Source organism: Streptomyces sp. ActVer, assembly GCF_027270795.1.
In the GTDB taxonomy this organism is placed as follows: domain Bacteria; phylum Actinomycetota; class Actinomycetes; order Streptomycetales; family Streptomycetaceae; genus Streptomyces; species Streptomyces umbrinus_A.
The window spans coordinates 1-3,163 of record NZ_JAPWHT010000721.1; the positions used below are offsets into that span (position 1 = coordinate 1).

Sequence of the window (3,163 nt, forward strand, 5' to 3'; positions counted from 1 at the left end):
CAAAAGATTGCGCAGTTCCCCGCGCCCCTAGGTCTTCAGGGGCGCGGGGAACTGCCCGACCAGCCACAACGAACCCGCACCCGACCGCGTGGGCGGGCGGATCAGCCCAGGATTCCCCGGTCGTACGCCGTCGCCACCGCCGCCGCTCGGTCCTTGACGCCCAACTTCGTGTACAGGTGGGTCAGGTGGGTCTTGACCGTGGCCTCGCTGATGAAGAGTTCGCGGGCGATCTCCCGGTTGGATGTGCCCTTTGCGACGAGAACGAGGACCTCGCGTTCGCGGGCGGAGAGGGGCTCGTTGCCGGGGGCCCGGGGGGTGCGGACCGCGGAGACCAGGCGGGAGGCCACGGCCGGGGAGAGGACCGTACGGCCCTGTGCGGCCGCGCGTACGGCGGTGAACAGCTCGTCGCGGGGCGCGTCCTTGAGGAGGTAGCCCGTCGCGCCCGCCTCGATCGCGGGGATCGTGTCGGAGTCGGTGTCGTACGTCGTCAGGACGAGGACCTTGACGCGGGCGCCCGCGCGGGTGAGGTGCGTGATGGCCTCGACACCGCCGCCGCCCGGCATGCGCAGGTCCATCAGGATCACGTCGGGGTCGAGCGCGGCGGCCTTCTCGGCCGCCTCGACGCCGTTCGACGCCTCTCCCAGTACGCGGAAACCGGGCGCGGACTCGAACATGCCGCGCAGACCGTCCCGTACGACGGGGTGGTCGTCCACGACGAGGAGGGAGATCGTCCCCTCCGCCGTGCCGTCGTCTGTCGCGTCATCTGTCATGGCGTACCAACGGTACGCGAGCGGAGAGTGCCGTGCCGTGGCCCGGCTCGGACTCGACCGTGAGGAAGCCGGCCACGCGTTCGGCGCGGGCGCGCATGCCGTCGAGGCCGAAGCCTGCGGCGGTGGAGCGGGCGGGAACGGCGAGCGGGTCGAAGCCGCGGCCGTCGTCGCGGATGTCCAGGATCACCTCGTCGCCGAGGAAGGTCAGGGTGAGGCCGAGACGGGTGGCGTGGGCGTGCCGGGAGGCGTTGGACAGGGCCTCCTCGGCGATGCGCAGGAGGGTCGCCGAGATCTCCTCGTGGAGCTGCTCGGCGGTACCGGTGACGGTGAACTCGGCGCGTACGCCCGTCCGTTCGCCCCACTCCGCGACCGTCTTCTTCAGGGCCTCGGGCAGTCCGTCGTTCTCCAGGGCCACGGGGGCGAGGTTCTGCACGGAGCGGCGGGCCTCGCCGAGGCTGTGGCGCGCGAGGGTGGAGGCGCGGTCGAGGTGGGTGCGGGCGGTGGGCAGGTCGGGGGCGCTCGCGACGACCTGGAGCTGGGCGATGATGCCGGTCAGGCCCTGGGCGATGGTGTCGTGGATCTCGGCGGCGAGGCGTCGGCGTTCGTCGGCGACCCCGGCCTCCCGCGCCTGGACGAGGAGTTGGGCGTGCAGGGCGGCGTTCTCGTCGAGGGCCTGCTGCAACGCCTTGTTGGTGCGTTCGAGTTCGGCGATGGTGACGGCCCGGTCTCGGGAGCGTTGCCCCTCCTGCTGGTTGAGGTGGCCGACCGCCATCAGCAGGGCGTTGTTCGCGACCAGCATCACGCCGAACAGCACCCACTGGACCGGGCTGCGGAACGGCAGCCCGCCGGCCTGCGCGCCCGCCACCACGACGACGGTGGCGAAGAGGCCGAGCCGCTGCCGACGCGTTCCGGACATCAGTTCGTCGGTGTCGAAGTAGCCGGTGGACGCGTAGAAAGCGAAGAACGGGTTCAGCCAGGTGAGGGGGAAGGAGATCACCCAGCGCAGAACGTAGTAGACGGTCCCGCTGCGGGGCGGGGTCCGCCACATCGGCCGTCGCGCTCGAACGCACATCAACCGATCGGTTGATGCCGTCGTACGACCCGGCTTGCATCGTGCGTACGACGCGGCCGCCCCACGCTTACCGCCTGCCCGTCCCGCGCGTACGACCCGCTCGTCGGCACGTACGACCCGTCGAACACGCAGGTCGTAGGACCAGCGGCGGATCCGGGACCGGCCAAAACTCGGTGGGCGTTGTCAGTGCCGATCCGTAGGCTCGCGTTGATGCCCACTACACCCGCGCCCGCCGCCGACACCCCTGCCGAGGAAGCCACAGAAACCGAACCGGTCAGGAGCCGTTCCGCCGTACGAAGCCTGCTGCGCCTGTGGCCGTACGTGCGGCCCGTGCGCGTCCGGCTCTTCACGGCGGCCGTCGTCGCGGTCCTCGCCTCGTGTACGGGGCTGGTGATTCCGCTCGTACTGAAGTGGATCGTGGACGGGCCGGTGGCCGACCGGGACACCGGCGGGGTGTGGCTCGGGGCGCTGTACCTGCTGCTGCTCGGGCTCGCCGAGGCGGTGCTGTTCGGGCTGCGGCGGTGGCTGGTGGCCCGGCCGCTCGCCGGGGTCGAGGCGTCGATGCGGGCGGATCTGTACCGGCATCTGCAGCGGCTGCCGGTGGCGTTCCACGACCGTTGGCCCTCGGGGCAGTTGCTGTCGCGCGGCACGACGGATCTGATGCTGCTGCGGATGTTCCTCGCCTTCCCGCTGACGTTCCTGCTGGTCAACGGCGTGACGATTCTGGTGGGCTTCGTCATCATGCTGGCCCAGGAGTGGACGCTCGGGCTGGTACTGCTCGCGCCCGCCGTGCCCGTGATGATCGTCTGCTGGCTCTTCGAGAAGCGGTACTCGAAGGTTGCGCGGCGGGCCCAGGACCAGGTCGGCGATCTGACGACGCTCGTCGAGGAGAGCGTGCTCGGCATCCGGATCATCAAGGGCTTCGGGCGCCACCGCAGTCAGGCCCTCGCCTTCCGGGACCTCTCCCGCACCCTGCGCGGCACGGAGCTCGCCAAGGCACGGCTGCTCGCCTGGATCTTCGCCGCGATCACGATCCTGCCCGAACTCGCCATCGGTGCGGCGCTCGTGCTCGGGACGGTGCAGGTGGCCGACGGCGAGCTGTCCACCGGCACGCTGGTCGCCTTCCTGTCCACGGCTCTCGCGCTGCGCTGGCCCATCGAGTCGATCGGCTTCCTGCTGGCGATGAGCCAGGAGGCGGCGACCGCGACGGAGCGGTACTTCGAGGTGATGGACGCGGAACCGGAGTCCGGCCTGGCCGTCCCGCCTCGGCGCGCCGTGGCCGCGAAGGCGGGGGCGGAGGCCATGACGGGGGCGGAGGCGA

General features: G+C 71.2%; 3 protein-coding genes. 1 reads left to right on the top strand and 2 read right to left on the bottom strand.

The annotated features are described in order from the left end of the window. Positions 1-101: 101 nt before the first annotated feature. Together O3Q52_RS51090 and O3Q52_RS51095 are read right to left on the bottom strand one after the other, a co-directional pair. Positions 102-770: a response regulator transcription factor gene (locus O3Q52_RS51090; protein ID WP_269655241.1), complete on the bottom strand. Its 669-nt coding sequence runs from the start codon at positions 768-770 to the stop codon at positions 102-104. Further along, positions 760-1,842, bottom strand: a complete 1,083-nt coding sequence (locus O3Q52_RS51095; RefSeq protein WP_269655242.1) for a sensor histidine kinase — start codon at positions 1,840-1,842, stop codon at positions 760-762. Before O3Q52_RS51095 ends, O3Q52_RS51090 begins: the two co-directional genes overlap by 11 nt. A 210-nt stretch (positions 1,843-2,052) precedes the next feature. On the opposite strand from O3Q52_RS51095, the gene O3Q52_RS51100 reads away from it, so the two are divergent. Continuing rightward, positions 2,053-3,163: ABC transporter ATP-binding protein (locus O3Q52_RS51100; RefSeq protein WP_269655243.1), on the top strand; the 1,111-nt coding region annotated here is incomplete at its 3' end.